This is a genomic window from Erwinia amylovora (assembly GCF_017161565.1).
Classification (GTDB): Bacteria; Pseudomonadota; Gammaproteobacteria; order Enterobacterales; family Enterobacteriaceae; genus Erwinia; species Erwinia amylovora.
In genome coordinates this window covers 2247372-2265159 of the sequence record NZ_CP066796.1, presented here as the reverse complement: position 1 = coordinate 2265159, position 17788 = coordinate 2247372, and the positions used below count along the sequence as shown (strand labels likewise).

Sequence of the window (17788 nt, the reverse complement as noted above, 5' to 3'; positions counted from 1 at the left end):
GTTTACATCTCCAGGAAGTTTTTCAGCAGCTGCGCCCCGGCGGCACCGGAACGCTCCGGGTGGAACTGTACGCCGAAGAAATTGTCTTTTTGCACGGCGGCGGTAAACGGCTCACCGTAATCGCTCTGGGCAATAGTGAACGCATTGACCGGCATGGCAAAACTGTGCACAAAGTAAAAGTATGCGCCGTCCTCAATGCCGCGAAACAGGTGGTTACCAGCCTGTGAAGTTATCTGGTTCCAGCCCATATGCGGCAGCGGCAGCCCGTGATCGGTCATGCGTTTAACCGGTTGGTCAATAATATTCAGCGTTGGCACGCCGCCGCCTTCATCACTGTCGCTGCCCAGCAGCTGCATGCCGAGGCAGATGCCTAACACCGGCTGGGTACAGGTTTTGATCAGGTCGATCAGATCGCGCTCGCCAAGCTGGTCCATCGCCGCCCGGGCGGTGCCGACGCCGGGTAAAAACAGCTTATCGGCATTAAGCACGATTTCTGCTTCTTTGCTGACCACCGGCTGATAGCCCAGCCGCTGTACCGCCCATTTAACCGACGACAGATTGGCACAGCCGGTATCAAGGATAACGACATCCATTACAGCACTCCTTTCGAGCTGGGTAAGGTATTACCTTCTACGCGGATCGCCTGGCGCAGCGTGCGGCCAAAGGCTTTAAACAGGCTTTCCACCCGGTGATGGTCGTTTTTGCCTTTGGTTCGCAGATGCAGAGTGCTGGCCATGGTGTAAGAGAGTGAACGGAAGAAATGTTCAACCATTTCGGTACTCAGGTCGCCCACGCGCTGATAGCTGAATTCCGCTTTATACTCCAGGTGCGGACGACCGGAGATATCCAGCGCGCAGCGCGCCAGACACTCATCCATCGGCAGGACAAAGCCGAAACGGCCAATACCCCGTTTATCACCCAGCGCTTTCAGCAGCGCTTCGCCCAGCGCCAGACCGGTGTCTTCAACGGTATGATGATCGTCAATATAGAGATCGCCTTTCACGTCGATATTCATGCGGAAAGCGCCATGTGTGGATATCTGGTCAAGCATATGGTCGAAGAAGCCGACGCCGGTATTGATTTTGCTTTCGCCTTCACGGTCCAGCCACACTTCAACTTTGATCTGCGTCTCTTTGGTGTTGCGTTCCACCAGCGCATAGCGGTCACGCCGGGTCAGCTGTTGTTCGATTGCGCTCCAGTTCAGCCCTTCTCTGGCGTACAGCAGGCCGGTAATGCCCATATTGTTTGCCAGCTGGACATCCGAGGCGCGGTCGCCAATCACATAGCTGTTAGCGCGGTCCAGCGCGCCCTCTGCCAGCCATGCCGTCACCATTTTGGTCTTGGGTTTACGGCACGCACAGTCATCTTCCGGGGTGTGCGGGCAGATCAGCACGTCGCTGAAGGTGACGCCCTGTGAATTGAAAATCTGCATCATCAGCTGATGCGGACCATCAAAGTCTGCCTGTGGGAAGCTGCTGGTACCCAGACCATCCTGGTTAGTGATCATCACCAGCTGAAAGCCCGCCTTTTGCAATGACAGCAGGGCGGGGATCGCTCCCGGCTCGAAGGCCAGCTTATCCAACCGATCAACCTGAAAATCTTGCGGTGGCTCAGTAATAAGGGTGCCATCGCGATCGATAAAAAGGATTTTCTGACTCATGCTTGCTCCTGAGATAGGCGTGATCCGGGTAGTGATGTTAAGGCAGCAATGGCGCGCTCGCACTCCTCACGCGTGCCGATGGAGATGCGCAGACAGCCTGCCAGACCAGGTTGCTTGTTCTGGTCACGCAGAATAATGCCTTGTTCCCACAAGGTTTTAAATACCCGGCCGGAGTCGGTGAAGCGCGCCAGCAGATAGTTTGTTTCACTGTTGTACACCTGCTCAACACAGGCGCAGCCGCGCAGGTCGGCAATCAGCCGTTCCCGGGTGGCAATCAGCTCGCGGACGTGCTGGCGCATCAGGGCAATACCTTCATCGCTCAGCGCCTGTCCGGCGATATCCGCCACCGGCGTAGACAGAGGATACGGGGCGATGACTTTCATCAGCAAGGCGATGACTTCGGCGTTGGCAAGAGTAAAGCCGCAGCGCAGACCGGCGAGCGCAAAGGCTTTCGACAGCGTGCGCAGCACCACCAGATGCGGATAATCTTTTAACCAACTGACCAGCGAAGCCTGTGGGCAAAACTCAATATAGGCTTCATCGGCCACCACCAGCGCTCTGCCGCGCGTCATTTCCAGCAGCTGGCGCATGTCGTCAGGATCGATCAGGTTGCCGGTCGGGTTATTCGGGCTACAGACATAGACCAGCTTGACGCCGTCCAGCCGGTCGGCAATGGCTGGCAGGTTGAGCTGCCAGTTTTCACCGGCCGCTACCGTGCGGTACTCGATGCCGATGGTTTCCGCGCTGACGCTGTACATGCCGTAGGTGGGGGGACAGAACAGCACGGCGTCTTGACCCGGCTCGCAGAAGGCGCGCATCAGCAGCTCAATGCCCTCATCGGCCCCGCGACTGACCAGCACCTGATCTTCGGCCAGCCCGGCATAGGCGGCATAGCGCTCGATCACTCGCTTTGGCTGACATTCCGGATAGCGATTCAGCGTCTGCTGGCTTAACTCAAACGGCACCGCCAGCGGATATTCATTGGCGTTGAGCCACACGTCACCGTTACCGCCGAGGCGGCGTGCCGACTGATAGGGCGTCAGCGCGCGCACGTTAGCCCGCGCCAGGCTTTCAATGCTGTGGCTCATGGCTTCTCCTTCAGGGCGGCAACGCGCAGCGTCACGGCATTTTTGTGGGCGGTGAGCTGTTCGGCCGCCGCCAGCGTTTCAATCGTCGCCGCCAGCCCCATAAAGCCTTGTGGCGTCAGTTCCTGCACCGTCATCCTTTTCTGGAAGTCGGCAAGCCCAAGGCTGGAGCAGGTGGAAGTATAGCCATAGGTGGGCAGGACGTGATTAGTGCCCGAGGCGTAATCACCGGCAGATTCCGGTGACCAGTCGCCAAGAAACACCGAGCCAGCGCTGGTAATGCTGTCAACCAGGTCGCGCGCCTGGCGCGTCTGAATAATCAGGTGTTCAGGCCCGTAGCGGTTGCTGATTGCCACGCACTGTTGCAGATCGCGGGCGACAATCAGACGGCTGCTGGCAAGCGCCCGTGCAGCGGTGGCCGCTCGCGGCAGTTCAGCCAGCTGACGCTGGATGGCTTCAGCCACGGCGCTGGCCATTTTCACTGATGGCGTGAGCAGGATCACCTGTGAGTCCGGGCCATGTTCCGCCTGGGACAGCAGATCGGAGGCGACAAAATCCGCCGTGGCCCCTTCGTCGGCAATCACCAGCACTTCTGAGGGGCCCGCTGGCATATCTATCGCCGCGCCGTCGGGACGTTGACTGACCTGGCGCTTCGCTTCGGTCACCCAGGCATTGCCCGGCCCGAAAATTTTGTCCACCTTAGGCACTGATTCGGTGCCTAAGGCGAGGGCGGCAATGGCCTGGGCGCCGCCCACCTGGAACACTTCTTTTACGCCACACAGCTGCGCGGCATACAGAATTTCATCGGCAACCGGCGGTGGTGAGCACAGCACTACCCGCTGACATCCGGCGATGCGCGCCGGCGTCGCCAACATTAACACCGTGGAGAACAGCGGGGCAGATCCACCGGGGATATACAACCCCACTGACGCCACCGGGCGGGTGATCTGCTGGCAGCGTACGCCCGGCTGGGTTTCGATATCGACGACGGGCAACTGTTGCGCAAGATGAAACTTGTCAATGTTGGCCACCGCCACGGCCATCGCCTGTTTGATCTCGTCACCCAGGCGCGCCGCCGCACCGGCAATTTGCTGCTCGCTGACGCGCAGTGCATCCACCCGCATGTTATCAAATGCGGCGCTGTAATCGCGCAGTGCCTGGTCGCCTTCGTTTTCTACCTTGTCGAGAATGCCACGCACGGTGGCGCTGATGCTGGCAGTAGCTTCTACTGCCGGGCGCGTCAGCAGCGCCTGCTGCTGCTGCGGGCTGCACTGCGCCCAGATTATCGGGGTCATCGCGGTCACTGTCGGTTTACTCCATCATCTTCTCAATTGGCAGCACCAGAATGGAGCTGGCTCCCAGCGCCTTCAGTTTTTCCATGGTTTCCCAGAACAGCGTCTCGCTGCTGACCATGTGCATGGCGACGCGGCTCTTGTCTCCGGCCAGCGGCAGCACGGTTGGACGTTCGGCACCCGGCAGCAGGTTGATGATCTCTTCGAGGCGTTCGCCGGGCGCGTGCAACATGATGTACTTGGATTCGCGCGCCTGAATCACCCCCTGAATACGCGTCATCAGCTTGTCGATCAGCAGCTGTTTATTCGCCGGCATCTCGCCATCACGCTGGATCAGGCAGGCTTTAGAGCGGTAAATCACCTCCACTTCGCGCAGCCCGTTTGCCTCCAGGGTGGCACCGGTTGATACCAGATCACAGATGGCATCGGCCAGGCCAGCACGCGGCGCAACCTCAACGGAACCGTTTAGCAGGCAGGACTTGAAACTGACGCGCTGTTCATCAAGATACTTTTTCAGCAGGTGCGGATAAGAGGTGGCAATGCGTGAGTTCTGTAAACACTGTGGTCCGCTGTATTCATCATCAACCGACATTGCCAGCGACAGGCGGCAGCCACCAAAGTCAAGGCGACGCAGCGTCTGGTAGCGCGGATCTTCGCCCTGGGCGCGGCGCGTCAGCAGTTCTTCTTCCAGCACGTTTTCACCGATAATCCCCAGATCCACCACGCCGTCCATCACCAGTCCCGGGATGTCGTCATCACGCACGCGCAAAATATCAATCGGCATATTCTCAGCAAAGGCAATCAAGCGCTGCTGCTGGAGGTTGATCTTGATACCGCAGCGTGCGAGCAATTCGCGTGATTCATCGCTTAAACGGCCTGATTTCTGCATAGCTATGCGTAAACGGGTGTTATCTAACATCGGTGGTTAATCCTCTTTTCCAGTCTGCGTTTATTGTTATAAGCCAGCGTGATTCTGGTATCAGGGCCAAAAAAAAAGCCCCCGGAAGGCGATCTTCCGGGGGCTGATTTTGCGTTCTGCACCGCTGGAAGATCCTGAATGTCTTCCAGCACACATCGCCTGAAAGACTAGTCAGGGTGATGGTGGTGATGGTGGTTGAACTGAACGCGTGCCATAAAATTCTCTTGGATGAATGGATATTCATATCGTGAGAAATAACCTAACCAGAATAAACGTGAGGCGCAACCCTTTTTTTTCATCTTGCATGGATCTCTTATCAATCGTGAGTTGTCTCTGGCTGAAGCCTGGCGTAGCCTTGAGCGATTAAAGTCTGTGTTAACGGGAGCGAAAGGATGAAACGAGTCGCCATTGTTGGGCTGGGATGGTTAGGAATGCCGCTGGCGATGTCGCTAACGGCGGCAGGTTGGCTGGTGACCGGCAGCAAAACCACCCGGGACGGAGTTGAGGCAGCCAGGATGTGTGGCGTCGACGCATATCGGCTGGAGCTGACGCCGGAACTGAACTGTGAGGCTGACGATCTTGAGGCGCTGCTTAACGTAGATGCGCTGGTAATAACGCTTCCGGCCAGCCGCACGGCCGTAGAGGGGGAAGGCTATCTGCATGCCGTGCAGCAGCTGGTGGACAGCGCGCTGGCGTTTAATATACCGCGCATGATCTTCACCAGTTCGACTTCGGTTTACGGCGAGCGTCCCGGCACAACCTGTGAGAGCACGCCACTGGCTCCGGTCAGCGCTGCCGGACGCACGTTAAAGGAGCTGGAGTGCTGGCTGCATCATCTGCCCGGCACATCGGTAGATATTCTGCGTCTGTCCGGCCTGGTAGGACCTGAACGCCATCCGGGACGCTTCCTTGCCGGTAAGACCAACCTGGCAAACGGATCGCAGGGGGTGAATTTGGTGCATCTTGACGATGTGATCGCCGCCATTACCCTGCTGTTGCAGGCGCCAGAGGGCGGGCATATCTACAACCTGAGCGCTCCACTGCATCCGGCGCGCAACCAGTTCTATCCGCAGGTAGCAAACCAGCTGGGGTTGACGCCGCCGACTTTCCTCGCCGATGACAGTCAAAATCAGGGCAAGTTAATCGACGGTAGCAAAATTTGCCGTGAGCTGGGGTTTGCCTATCGCCATCCCGATCCGGCGCGAATGCCGATGTCGTAAACGGGCAGCCTTTCACTAACGGCATGGCCGTTCAGGATGAGGTACTTTGACTAGCCAAAGAATTTACTTTTTGCAGGCCGGTATAACTTGTCATTCAGCCTTACTATGGTGCAGAATATGCCCCCTGCAATATGCCCGTCATACTTCAGGTGGTGCGTTGGCTGCACGCAATTGCTGCTTCCCACAACCCGGATGATTCAGGGTATAAATAAACCTGACCGACGCCGATCCCCTGAACGGCGGCGGTTGTTTTTACGTTTGCAAGCGGTATTAACTTCGTCTTTTAAGAGGCCGGTCCAGAACCGGATAGATAAACGCTTTTAAATACACAGTAATGTGTTCATTGAGGATACAAACATGGGGCTACACCATCTCACTCCGGCTGGAGCTGGAATCCGCCAGCGCGACGACTACGGCGCCGCAACGGTTAATACTCCCACTCCTGCCTGTATATTCCTTAATCCTCTTTCGAAAAGCTATCGCATTAAGCGAAGTTTCCCTGTGGTTCAACCCAGAAAGGTTGACGCTATGGGGAGGCTGAATCATGGCGCATAATACCGTCACTCCAGCCGCACAGCCGCGTGCAAAATTGAAAAAAACCCTGACGTTATTGCCTGTCGTGATGATGGGGCTGGCTTATATGCAGCCAATGACGCTGTTTGATACCTTTGGCATCGTCTCCGGCCTGACTGATGGTCACGTTGCTACCGCATACGCATTTGCGCTAATTGCTATTCTGTTTACCGCGCTGAGCTACGGCCAGCTGGTTCGCCGCTTCCCTTCAGCAGGTTCGGCTTATACCTATGCACAGAAAGCCATCAGCCCGCACGTTGGCTTTATGGTCGGCTGGTCTTCGCTGCTTGATTATCTGTTTATGCCAATGATCAATATTCTGCTGGCAAAAATATACTGGGAAGCGCTGGTGCCCGGCGTTCCGTCGTGGATCTTTGTCCTGCTGCTGGTGGGTTTTATGACCCTCTCTAACCTCAAAGGCATTAAAACCGTTGCCAACTTCAACAGCGTTATTGTGGTGCTGCAAGTGGTGGTGATGGTCACTATCATGGGGATGGTGGTTTGGGGCGTTGCGCACGGCGTAGGAGCCGGCACCTTAGTCAGCAGTAAGCCGTTCTGGTCGGAAAACGCTCACGTCGTGCCGATGATCACCGGGGCGACCATACTTTGCTTCTCATTCCTTGGATTTGACGGTATCAGTTCGCTGTCCGAAGAGACCAAAGATGCCGAGCGGGTGATCCCGAAAGCGATCTTTATGACCGCATTAATCGGCGGCCTGATTTTCATCGTGGTCTCTTATTTCCTGCAACTCTATTTCCCGGATATCTCGCGTTTCAAGGACCCGGACGCGTCACAGCCAGAAATCATGCTGTACGTGGCAGGCAAGGCATTCCAGTTCGGCATTCTCATTTTCTCTTGCGTGACGGTGCTGGCTTCCGGTATGGCTGCCCACGCCGGCGTATCACGACTGATGTATGTTATGGGACGCGATGGCGTGTTCCCGGTGCGTTTCTTCGGCTATGTCCATCCGAAGTGGCGTACCCCGGCGCTTAACGTGCTGTTGGTTGGCGCGATCGCTTTGTCATCCATCACCTTCGACCTGGTGACTGCCACGGCGCTGATCAACTTTGGCGCGCTGGTGGCATTTACCTTTGTTAACCTTTCGGTGATTTCGCAGTTCTGGATCCGCGAGCGCCGTAATAAGACGCTGAAGGATAACTTCACCTTCCTGGTGTTGCCGCTGTTGGGCGCTCTTACCGTGGGCGCACTGTGGGTGAATCTGGAAGCGAGTTCCATGATGCTTGGGCTGGTATGGGCCGCCATTGGCCTGCTGTATCTGACTTTTGTTACCCGCAGCTTCCGTCATCCGGTGCCGCAGTGCAGTGAAGACATGATGTAACAAAAAACGGGGCGACCCCCCATCAGGGGGCGCCTCGTCTTTAAGCGTTATCAGGCTTCGTTAGCCATGCCTTCACCGCGATATCCCCCGGTTTAAGACACCAGTTCCTGCATATACGCAAACAGGGCCTTGAGCTGCTCCTGTCTGGCTTGATCTCCCTCGTACTGATTGAACAGCATTTCCAGCTCCTGCACATAGCCCTGCACACGTTCGGGGCTGAACATCTGACGGCGGTGTTGCAACCAGCGTTGTTGCTCCTTATCGTCCAGCGTGCCGGGGAAGTTACGTGCGCGAAAGCGAAACAGCAGCTTTTCAATACGCGCATCGTTAAAGGTGAGATCCAGCGCCGGCAAATTTTCCGCTGCGGTCTGGCGCACGATGTTCATCGCGTTACGGTCCGCATCACTGAAAAAGCCGTTGTAAATCTGGCTATCAACATCATCAGATGGGGTAAAAGGTGGTGCTTCGGCAAAAAGCGTAACCACTTTTTCACGCACTTCCGGATGTTGCCGCAACAGGGCGAGATTATCGCGACAGCGCTGACGATCGATGCCGATGCGTTCTGCATCCTCCGGGCGCAACGTATTGGCCGGAGCAACCACCGGGCATTTATTGATATGCACCAGCTTTAGCGGTACAGGCGAGGCACCGTTTAGTTCGTCGCGGCGAGTATACAACCGCGCGCGTAACGCATCAGCGTCCAGCTCCAGCAGCGGGGCCATATCTGCGTCCAGGTCACAGGTTATCAGCGCGTTACGGTTATCAGGATGCCACGCCAGCGGAGCAATCCAGCTGGCATTGCCTCTGGCTGCGCCGAACATACCAGAAATATGCACCAGCGGCTTCATCTGCGGTATGTCGATCAGTGTAGTGATTTTCTGCTTGTTACGATGGCTGAACAGGAAATCATACAGGCGCGGCTGTTTCTCCTTCACCAGTTTTGCCATCGCGATGGTGGCATAGACATCCGACATCGCATCATGCGCATTTTCATGCGCGACTCCGTTAGCTTTCGTCAGATGTTCCAGGCGGAAGCTGGGGAAGCCGTCGTCATTCTCAGGCCACGTAATACCGTCCGGGCGCAAGGCGTAACAGGCGCGCATGACGTCCAGCAGGTCCCATCGACTGTTGCCATGCTGCCAGCTCCAGGCGTAAGGGTCGTAAAAGTTGCGGTAAAAAAGGTTTCGGCTCACTTCGTCATCGAAACGTACGTTGTTATAGCCCACCACACAGGTATTCGCTGCGCTAAACAGCAGATGAATACGGGCGGTGAATTCAGCTTCGCTCAGGCCGCGCTGGCGGGCAATCTGCGGCGTGATACCGGTGATCATCACGGCCTCCGGCTGCGGTAAATAGTCATCCGCCGGCCGGCAGTAAAACACTTCCGGCTCGCCAATAAGATTGAAATCCATATCGGTACGAATAGCGGCGAACTGCGCAGGACGGTCCAGCGACGGGCTTTTGCCAAAGGTTTCGTAATCGTGGAAAAGGAAAGTGGGCTGTATTGGCTTATCTTTCACTGTAAAGGTTGCCTGTGGTTGAAGTTATACTTTGATTTGTGTGGTCAAAATTTCATACAGGGGCGATATGGCTGCTGTTGATATCGGCGCATTGTACGGCGTTTGCGCGTTCGCTGGCATGTTAATGACATCCACGCGTCCTTATCAGCGTTCAGCACAGGATCAGGGCTACCTGGTTATGCATCTTTCGATCCCGTATGGTAAACCATATTCACTGACGACTTAAATAGCAGATCCTGCAGGGAAGAGAATCTCTGCCTCGTCAACGAAGCCCTGATAAACACCCTTTTAAGACCGTATGCGGGCTGCATGCACCAGCTTAGTTGATTAACTCTGTTATGCCCGGCCACGGTGCTGCTCCCCCGGCGTGCTGCTGGTCAACGGGTAAAAAATGAAGCATTTGACCCGCTATCCGTAAATAGCTGATTAACGCATTATATCGGCATGATAAGCCGGCATTTGTTGAGCTCACCGCTGCCAATAAGTATCAAAATCAAGTGGAAATCAATTTCAATTCCTGTTACTTATGCCATCTTAGGGTATTATGCCGCGTTATTCCCCCTGCTTGCGGAGCCACTTTTGCCACCGGATAAGCCGCTGTCGGCCTTTCAATTCAGCCTGTACCGTCACTACCGCATTGTGCACGGCGTGCGTATCGCACTGGCGTTTATCCTGTCTTTTCTGCTGGTGCGGGCACTTGAGATCCCGGAAGGCAGCTGGCCGCTGATCACGCTGGTGGTGGTGATGGGGCCGATCTCCTCATGGGGAAATGTGTTCCCACGAGCTGTACAGCGCATTGGTGGAACGCTTTTCGGTACGATAGCCGGGCTGATTGCCATCAAACTGGAGCTTTTCTCCTTACCGTTTATGCTGCTGTGGTGCGCCATCGTCATGTTTATCAGTGGTTATCTTGCTCTCGGTAAACATCCTTACATCGCGCTGCTGATTGGCATTACGCTGGGGGTTGTTTGCGGCGGTGTACCCGGAGATATGGCTACCGCCCTCTGGCGCGGCGGTGATGTTATTCTTGGATCACTGCTCGCCCTGTTGTTTACCAGCATCTGGCCGCAAAAAGCTTATACCCACTGGCGCATCCAGCTTTCCGATCTGCTGCGGGATACAGCGCGCATTTACCACGCCGGATTTTCACCCAACCTGGTCGATAAACCTCGTCTGGCGCGCCCGTTACAGCATTTGCTGGGTAAGGTGATTAAAATGCGTACGCTGATCGAACCTTCCAGTAAAGAAACCCGCACGCCGCGATCGGTTTTTGAGGGTATTCAGACGCAGAACCGGAATCTGATTTGCACACTTGAGCTGCAATTCAACGCATGGTGGGCATCGCGGCAAAGCCATCTGATCATGCTTAACGCGCCGGCGTTACGCCGGGCGCAGCAGATGACGGAAACCACCTTGCGCACCTTATCGCTGGCGATAGTGGAAGGGAATAGTGAGAAAATCGCTGCTCTCAGAGCAGAATTGGCGGAAATTGGCCGTGAGCTGAGGCAGCCGATTGCCGAATCAGCGAGTGATGAACTGGTGGAAACACCGATACATGGCTATGTCTGGCTGAGTATGGAAATGGCTCGCCAGCTGGAACGCTTATCAGAACTTATCAGTCTGGCACTGCGAAAATAGAGCGATTCAGCAACAACTTACTGCGATACGTTCCGCTTCAGGGTAAGATAGCAGGCATCCGGTTCCGCAAGTGAAAATTGCCATCGGTGGCGGTTGACCGCTAAGCTGGTAGCAACAATAATGATGCCTGTAAGCGCAGGCCCAAATGAAAGGTGTCTTCATGGAAAACGCAAAGCAATCATTCCAGGACGTGCTGGAATTCGTTCGTCTGTTCCGTCGTAAGAACAAACTGCAGCGTGAAATTCACGATAACGAAAAGAAAATCCGTGATAATCAGAAGCGCGTGCTGCTGCTCGACAACCTGAGTGAGTACATCAAGCCAGGTATGAGCATCGAGGCCGTTCAGGAAATTATCACCAGCATGCGCAGCGATTATGAAGATCGCGTTGATGAATACATTATCAAGGTTGCTGACCTGTCGAAAGAACGTCGCGACCTGTCTAAGAAGCTGAAAACCCTCGGTGAAGTCAAAGGGTAATTGACCCGGGGGGACGTAACCTTTGATCTGCTAAAGCCGGGCTGGAGACAGTCCGGCTTTTTGCTGTCTGCCCGTAAGGAAATCCGTAAAACGCTGGCGAAATGAATCAAACCCGATATATCCGTCAGTCCTGCTTTACTTACCTCCTGTGCGCTGCAATTTGAAACATAAAAAGACTTTGCATAATTTTAGCGGCTTTACCAGGCTGAAAGTGTCCTTCCCTGGTGATAACTGGAATCATCTTGCAAAAATTCAGCGTCTCATTGCTGCAGGCAATCAAAGGTAGCGCGTGGTATCCGAAACGGCGTGCCTGGCGGGTGATATTCTGGCGTGAAATTACGCCGCTGACGGTGCCTATCTTCTTTGAAAACCTGTGCGTACTGTTGATGGGAGTATTGAGCACTTTCCTCGTCAGCTGGCTCGGTAAAGAAGCGATGGCCGGCGTGGGGCTGGCGGACAGCTTTAATATCGTGGTGATCTCCTTTTTTGCCGCCATTGATCTTGGCACAACCGTGGTGGTGGCTTTTAGTCTTGGCAGGCTCAATCGCGACAGGGCGGTAGCGGCGGCGCGGCAGTCGCTGATTATCATGACAGGGTTTGCCGTTTTGCTGGCGTTGGCGATTGAGTTTATTGGTCCGCAGATCGTTGATTTGATTGCGGGAAAAGCCGACCCGCAGGTGAAAGTGCTGGCGCTTTCTTATCTTCAGGTTACGGCCTGGAGCTACCCGGCTGCGGCAATTGCCCTGATAGGCTGTGGCGCATTGCGCGGCGCGGGAAATACCAACATACCCATGTTGATTAACGGCGGGATGAATATCCTTAACATTGCCATCAGCAGCGTGCTGATCTACGGCTGTTTCTCGTGGCATGGCATGGGATTTGTTGGTGCCGGTCTGGGGTTAACCATCTCGCGTTACATCGGGGCGGCAGCGGTGATTTACGTGCTGGCGATCGGTTTTGTTCCGGCGTTAAAAATCTCACTCAAGAGTTATTTTACCCGTCTTAATAGCGGCATTCTGCGTGAAGTGCTGGGCATTGGGGTTCCGGCGAGCATTGAGTCGGTATTATTTAACGGTGGCAAATTACTGACGCAAGTATTTGTTGCTGGTATGGGAACCGATGTGATCGCGGGTAATTTTATCGCTATCTCAATCGTTTCGCTGATTAACCTGCCGGGTAATGCGCTGGGTTCGGCTGCAACCATCATTGTCGGAACGCGTCTTGGCCGGGGGCAGCTGGGCCAGCCGGAACGGGTGCTGCGCTATATCTTCTGGCTATCGACCCTGGTCCTTAGCGCTTTGTCGCTGATGACCGTGCCGTTTGCCGGGCTACTGGCGCGGTTTTACTCTCAGGATGAATCGGTTGTTCACATAGTGAAAGTGTTGGTGTGGCTTAATGCCGCCTTTATGCCTTTCTGGGCAGCGTCCTGGGTGCTGCCTGCCGGGTTGAAAGGAGCGCGTGATGCGCGCTACACCATGTGGATTTCACTGTTAAGCATGTGGTGCGGGCGAATTATTGCCGGTTATCTGTTGGGGATCGTGCTCGGATTGGGCGTAGTGGGTATCTGGCTGGGGATGGTTCTGGACTGGATAATCCGTGGTAGATCCTTCTATCGGCGCATGGACAGCGGGCGCTGGCTGTGGAAGTACAGGCCGCAGGCGAAAGGGGGTAACGCACAAAACGATCCATATTAAACGCAGCGCGATGCTCCATCCCCTGAGTTAAGGATAGACCTCAGAACTATTTCACCGGAAACAAGCATGATCGCTTTGTGAAACGATGCCTGGTTAAATATGCTGATACAAAGCCACCGCGCCGGCGTTGGTAACGATGGGTTACGACAGCTGACCGTCAGCAGAAAAAACTAATTCGCCGGCAGTTTCTGCCATATTGATTTCACCGGCACTGACCTGCAAGGGAAACTGTCGTCCGGGTTATCCGCACGGCTACCGCTTAACGATTGCGGTGCGAATATTCCTTTAGATCAGCAACTATTCACCTAAACGGTAACGTTCCAGCCAGTGTGCGTAGGGTGCTGGCAGCACCCAGGAAGGGCGTTCTGCCTTCAGCTGTTTAGCCAGATAGTACGGATAGTGCGGGTCGGTGAGCAGCGCACGGCCCATCATCACCAAATCCATTTGCTGTTCAGCGATAGCGCGTTCAGCTACATCAGGTGCTTCCAGGCCCCAGGAAGCGGCGACCGGCAAACCGGTTGCGTGGCGCACGCGCTGCGCTACCGGAGCAAGGAAGCCAGCACCCCACGGGATTTCGGTTTCTGCCACGGTGAAGCCGATACTGATATTGAGCATGTCGAGACCGTTATTGTGCAGCAGTTGGGTCAGTTCAATCGACTCGGTCAGCGTCTCTTCATCTCGTCCGTCATATTCAATTACGCCAAGACGTGCGGTCAGCGGCAGGTTTTCCGGCCACACTTCGCGCACCGCCGCAAGGGTCTCCAGCAGGAAGCGACTGCGGCCGGCGAAACTGCCGCCATACTGGTCTGTGCGCTGGTTAGTATGCGGTGAGAAAAAGCTCTGGCCGAGATAGCCGTGGGCAAAATGCAGTTCGAGCCATTCGAAGCCTGCATCACGTGCGCGACCTGCTGCGGCGACAAAATCACTTTTTACCCGGGTAATATCTTCTGTCGTCATCGCTTTCGGCACCTTAGGCAGATGATGACCGAAAGCAATGGCGGATGGGGCGAGGGTTTGCCAACCGCGGCTGTCACCGGCGGCGATATGGTCGTCACCTTCCCATGGACGGTTGGCGCTGGCTTTGCGCCCGGCGTGAGCGATCTGAATGCCCGGTACTGCACCGGCAGCTTTTATTGAGGCGGCGATCTGCGCCATACCTTGTGCCTGACGATCGTTCCACAGCCCGGTACAGTTTGGAGTGATGCGACCTTCCGGCGAAACCGCCGTAGCTTCAACAATAACCAGTCCGGCCCCGCCGCGAGCCATTGACGGATAGTGAACCTGATGCCATTCATTAGTCAGGCCATCTTCAGCACTGTACTGGCACATCGGTGCTACGGCAATGCGGTTACGCAAGGTGACATCTTTCAGTTTAAACGGGGTAAAAAGTGCGGACATAGTTAACCTCAATGATCAAGGCGACTGACCATTACAGTAGGCCAGTAAGGCTGGCAACAATTAACCGCATGTGCTGCCGTCAGCGGCTGAACGCGTCGGACCGTCATGCCTGCAGCCGTCTGTTGCCAGCATCAACCTAAAGCTGGATGGTTCAACACTGTTATAAGGGAGATCATCTCTGGTTATTCCCCTCGCGCCACCACTCTCTTTAAGCGCCGGACTGGCATTGAGTCGATCCCGCCTGAGGACATTGTCTTGACCGGGTGAACAGGCGGTTAAGTATTATCTGGCGAGGAAGTTAACCAGCGCATCATTGAACTCTTTTGGGGCCTGTAAAAAAGCAAAGTGACTGCTGTCAGGCATAATCAGCAGCCCGGCTTGTGGGATCGTCGCGGCAATATGTTCCAGATGTGAACGGATAATACTTTCATCATGATCGCCATCCGCAATCAAAATCGGAGTGTGGATCTTCTTCAACCGATCGTCACTCCAGTCAGGCTGTGATTGCCACATTTCGCCGATTTGCCCGACAAAGTTTTCATATTGCTGTGGCGTTTTAGATAGCCGACGGTACTCGCCGCTGGCGCGGGTAATATAGCGGGCAAACAGCGGATTGTTGGCAGTATCTGTACGCACCCCGGCGGTAGTGGTGTTGGGCGCGTAAGCAAACACTTTGCCAACGCGGTCGGGGTATCGCATTGCGGCATCAATGCCGATGATCGCACCATCACTCCAGCCGACAATATCTGCCTTAGCGATCTTCAACTGGTCCATCAACGCCACGACATCGTCGGTCATCAGGTCATAGCCAAACGGACGGCTGTCGCGTGAACTGCGCCCGTGTCCGCGGCTGTCAACCACGATGACCTGATGCGTGCGTGCAATTACCGGGATCTGATTGCCCCAATAGTCGGAATTAGCCAGACCGCCATGAAGAAAAATAACCGGACTGCCCTGGCCAACGGTGCCATAGAACAGTGCAATACCATTCACTTGCGCATAACCCGTTTTCAGGCTGGCATCAGGTGCCGGCGTTGCTGGCAGATGTAGCCAGCGCTCGCCCCAGGCGAACTTTTCTTCTGCAACGGCAGCCTGTGGCGTAAGGGTGGAGCCAAGCAGCGCACAGCTCAGTAAGAAGGAGAGATACCTTTTTGTTTTCATTACGTTGTCCTGGTCAGATGTGCTTATTGGATTGCGCCAGTGCTGGCAGCTGGCAAGTGATTGCAACCCCTTTTTACACTTTCCATCGCATGGGTCAACTCATCATTAACGATCGGTCCCTGTTCATCCCCCCGTTTAACGGCCAATGGCAACAGTGAGCCTCAGAGCGTCTTCACTACCATGCCAAATGCCGCGAGCATCATGATAACCCCTGTTGTTTTGAACAGACGCTGTTGCGCTTTAGCGCTGGTCAGGAACCGACGGACCTTAAGTGCAGCGAGGATAAAAACTGCGCCCACGGCCAGCAGCACAAATACGGTTAGCGGCACCAGCATCATCCCCCAGGTTGTAAAGGATACGTTATCAAGAGAGACGACCAGCGGCAGGATAGCCAGATAGAATGCAATGGTCTTGGGATTTCCCAGCGTTATTGACAGTCCTGAAAACCAGGCGGACGCCAACTCTCGCTTTGTCGATTTTTGATCGATATTCACAGCCTCAGGCTGATGGCGCCAAAACTGCCATGCGAGCAGGCACAGATAGAGCGCCGCTGCCCAGTTGATCAGCGTTAACAGCGATGTGTAATTATGCGCGATCACCGCCAGGCCAAATTCTGCCGTAGACAGATAAATTAAGTCCCCAAGAATGAGTCCGCCCAGCATGGTAAAGCCGGCCACAGCGCCACCACTGACGCTGCGCGCCACCAGCGCAGTCATACCCGGCCCGGGGATGGCCGCAGCTAATCCCAGCGCGGCGATGTAAGAAATTATTTGTGCGCTTCCTAACATAGTTATTCCTGTGGAAAAGAAATGTGTGATGCAGAATATTTGCAATCTCGTTTAAGGGATGCGTTAGTCTGATTGACGATTTCACGGGCAAATACCAAATCCTGAACGGCAAGGCCCACGGATTTAAACAACGTTCGTTCAGATCTGGGGGGCGAATGACGATCAGTTTTTAGCCATTCTGCTGGCTCAATGCCCACATTGTGCTGAGGTAAAAATCCCTGTTCTCTCGCCTGCAGCATGCAGGTGGACGCACTCCATACTGCCTCTCTGGAATCAACATAGAGTTCTACGGCGGAGTAAACTTCGGGCGAAATTTCCTGAAAGCCGGGAGCAGAAGCGCCAATGGCATTAATATGGCAACGAGCAGGAAGGTCAGCGGCATGAAGGAATGCCTCCTTCGAAGCGGTCAGGGTACAGATAATATCCGCATCTGAAACGGCCTGAGCCGGCGTCGATGCAATGGTGACAGGCAACCCAGACTGCTGGCGGCACCAGCAGGCAAACGCCGATGCGCTCGCTTCGCTTCGTCCCCAGAGGGTGAGATGCGCGATCGGCCGAACCGCCAGCATCATCAGGAAATGCTTTCTTGCCTGAACGCCTGTCCCTAAAATAGCGAGACGGCTTGCACTGCTGGCTGCCAGAACGTCCGTGGCCAGTGCGGAAGCAGCCGCTGTGCGTAATTCCGTCACCGAGGCGGCATCAACCAGAACCATATCGCCTTCATCCGAGGCATCGTAAAGCAAAATACATCCTTCATGGGATGTGCGGCGGGTAGAGTGACTAAAATCAACTTTTACCGTTTTAAGTCCAAAACCGGCGTACCGCCCACCGGTAATGCAGGCGGGCATTGTGCCCATCAAACTACCGTCATCACTGGCGATAACGCTGCGCAGTGTCTGTCTGACTTTGCCCTGACCGAGCAGGGCAAACGCATCACGGCTTAACTGTAAGCTTTTGGCCGGGGACAATGCCTGTTCAACCAGCTTACGACCGATGAATTGCATGCTGAGTTATCTCTCTCTT

At 55.0% G+C, this 17788-nt stretch carries 16 protein-coding genes and 1 other annotated feature; of the genes, 5 read left to right on the top strand and 11 right to left on the bottom strand.

Features of this window, described 5'->3' with window-relative positions; genetic code table 11:
- Positions 1 to 2: 2 nt before the first annotated feature.
- The 6 genes from hisH to hisL form a co-directional block, all read right to left on the bottom strand.
- A complete protein-coding gene (hisH, locus tag JGC47_RS10545; RefSeq protein ID WP_004158284.1) occupies positions 3 to 593 on the bottom strand; it encodes an imidazole glycerol phosphate synthase subunit HisH in 591 nt (196 codons plus the stop codon).
- A complete protein-coding gene (gene hisB / locus JGC47_RS10540; protein ID WP_004158280.1) occupies positions 593 to 1660 on the bottom strand; it encodes a bifunctional histidinol-phosphatase/imidazoleglycerol-phosphate dehydratase HisB in 1068 nt (355 codons plus the stop codon). Before hisB ends, hisH begins: the two co-directional genes overlap by 1 nt.
- Positions 1657 to 2748 carry a histidinol-phosphate transaminase gene (hisC, locus tag JGC47_RS10535; protein ID WP_004158279.1) on the bottom strand — a complete coding sequence of 364 codons (1092 nt, stop codon included), beginning with the start codon at positions 2746 to 2748 and terminating at the stop codon, positions 1657 to 1659. Before hisC ends, hisB begins: the two co-directional genes overlap by 4 nt.
- On the bottom strand, positions 2745 to 4040 hold the full coding sequence (gene hisD / locus JGC47_RS10530) for a histidinol dehydrogenase (RefSeq protein ID WP_004158277.1): 1296 nt from the start codon (positions 4038 to 4040) through the stop codon (positions 2745 to 2747). The genes hisC and hisD overlap by 4 nt, the downstream gene beginning before the upstream one ends.
- Positions 4041 to 4056: 16 nt before the next feature.
- A complete protein-coding gene (gene hisG, locus JGC47_RS10525; RefSeq protein ID WP_004158273.1) occupies positions 4057 to 4956 on the bottom strand; it encodes an ATP phosphoribosyltransferase in 900 nt (299 codons plus the stop codon).
- A 69-nt stretch (positions 4957 to 5025) separates the two neighbouring features.
- Positions 5026 to 5148, bottom strand: a sequence feature (His leader region).
- Complete coding sequence (gene hisL / locus JGC47_RS10520) at positions 5124 to 5171, bottom strand: his operon leader peptide (protein ID WP_127133421.1); 48 nt, start codon at positions 5169 to 5171, stop codon at positions 5124 to 5126. Its footprint overlaps the feature before it by 25 nt.
- Positions 5172 to 5348: 177 nt before the next feature.
- Between hisL and JGC47_RS10515 the strand changes: the two genes are divergently transcribed.
- Positions 5349 to 6176 (top strand): SDR family oxidoreductase, encoded by an 828-nt coding sequence (locus tag JGC47_RS10515; protein ID WP_004158269.1) that lies wholly within the window; start codon positions 5349 to 5351, stop codon positions 6174 to 6176.
- A 544-nt stretch (positions 6177 to 6720) separates the two neighbouring features.
- Positions 6721 to 8088, top strand: coding sequence for an APC family permease (locus tag JGC47_RS10510; protein ID WP_004158268.1), 1368 nt, complete (start codon positions 6721 to 6723; stop codon positions 8086 to 8088).
- Positions 8089 to 8180: 92 nt separating this feature from the next.
- Here the strand turns inward: JGC47_RS10510 and sbcB are convergent, their stop codons facing one another.
- Positions 8181 to 9608, bottom strand: coding sequence for an exodeoxyribonuclease I (gene sbcB, locus JGC47_RS10505; protein ID WP_004158266.1), 1428 nt, complete (start codon positions 9606 to 9608; stop codon positions 8181 to 8183).
- A 579-nt stretch (positions 9609 to 10187) separates the two neighbouring features.
- Between sbcB and JGC47_RS10500 the strand changes: the two genes are divergently transcribed.
- The 3 genes from JGC47_RS10500 to JGC47_RS10490 all read left to right on the top strand — a co-directional run bounded on the left by JGC47_RS10500 (position 10188) and on the right by JGC47_RS10490 (position 13418).
- Positions 10188 to 11246, top strand: coding sequence for an FUSC family protein (locus JGC47_RS10500; protein WP_024015277.1), 1059 nt, complete (start codon positions 10188 to 10190; stop codon positions 11244 to 11246).
- A gap of 160 nt (positions 11247 to 11406) precedes the next feature.
- The gene (locus JGC47_RS10495) at positions 11407 to 11724 is read left to right on the top strand and encodes a DUF496 family protein (protein WP_004158261.1); all 318 of its coding nucleotides are present in this window, start codon (positions 11407 to 11409) and stop codon (positions 11722 to 11724) included.
- A 224-nt stretch (positions 11725 to 11948) separates the two neighbouring features.
- Positions 11949 to 13418 (top strand): EmmdR/YeeO family multidrug/toxin efflux MATE transporter, encoded by a 1470-nt coding sequence (locus JGC47_RS10490; protein ID WP_004158257.1) that lies wholly within the window; start codon positions 11949 to 11951, stop codon positions 13416 to 13418.
- 297 nt (positions 13419 to 13715) lie between these two features.
- On the opposite strand, the gene JGC47_RS10485 is transcribed toward JGC47_RS10490, so the two are convergent.
- The 4 genes from JGC47_RS10485 to JGC47_RS10470 form a co-directional block, all read right to left on the bottom strand.
- A complete protein-coding gene (locus JGC47_RS10485; protein ID WP_004158254.1) occupies positions 13716 to 14816 on the bottom strand; it encodes an NADH:flavin oxidoreductase/NADH oxidase in 1101 nt (366 codons plus the stop codon).
- A 282-nt stretch (positions 14817 to 15098) separates the two neighbouring features.
- Positions 15099 to 15977: an alpha/beta fold hydrolase gene (locus tag JGC47_RS10480; RefSeq protein WP_004158249.1), complete on the bottom strand. Its 879-nt coding sequence runs from the start codon at positions 15975 to 15977 to the stop codon at positions 15099 to 15101.
- A gap of 161 nt (positions 15978 to 16138) precedes the next feature.
- Entirely contained in the window at positions 16139 to 16765 is a 627-nt protein-coding gene (locus JGC47_RS10475; protein ID WP_004158247.1) for a LysE family translocator, read from the bottom strand.
- 2 nt (positions 16766 to 16767) lie between these two features.
- Positions 16768 to 17769 carry an ornithine cyclodeaminase family protein gene (locus JGC47_RS10470; protein ID WP_004158245.1) on the bottom strand — a complete coding sequence of 334 codons (1002 nt, stop codon included), beginning with the start codon at positions 17767 to 17769 and terminating at the stop codon, positions 16768 to 16770.
- Positions 17770 to 17788 lie beyond the last annotated feature (19 nt).